Consider the following 315-nt stretch of genomic DNA (forward strand, 5'->3'; position numbering starts at 1 on the left):
AGACGAAGTACCATCGGCGCTGGGGCGTTTCACGGCCGTGTTCGGAATGGGAACGGGTGCAGCCACCCCGCCAGAACCACCAGGTCGGCAAAGCGCAAGATTTGCGTCTAGCGGACGCAAACCGGATTGAGAAGCTGGTGAGTTGGTCGAGCCAACTCGTTTTGTTTTGAACACGTCGCTCATCTGAAGATGAGCATGAGCAATGGGAACGATCAAGCCAATCGAACGATTAGTACTGGTAAGCTTCATGCGTTGCCGCACTTCCACACCCAGCCTATCAACGTGGTCGTCTTCCACGGTTCTCAAGGGAATACT

The 315-nt window shown here is 54.6% G+C and carries 2 rRNA genes; both read right to left on the reverse strand.

Going from position 1 to position 315, the window contains the following annotated elements:
* A 5S ribosomal RNA gene (gene rrf / locus IB262_RS35565) occupies nt 1-84 on the reverse strand; the annotation flags it as partial.
* A gap of 124 nt (nt 85-208) precedes the next feature.
* Nucleotides 209-315 (reverse strand): 23S ribosomal RNA (locus IB262_RS35570); the annotation flags it as partial.

It is taken from the genome of Ensifer sp. ENS02, from assembly GCF_014851885.1.
GTDB classification, from domain to species: Bacteria; Pseudomonadota; Alphaproteobacteria; order Rhizobiales; family Rhizobiaceae; genus Ensifer; species Ensifer adhaerens.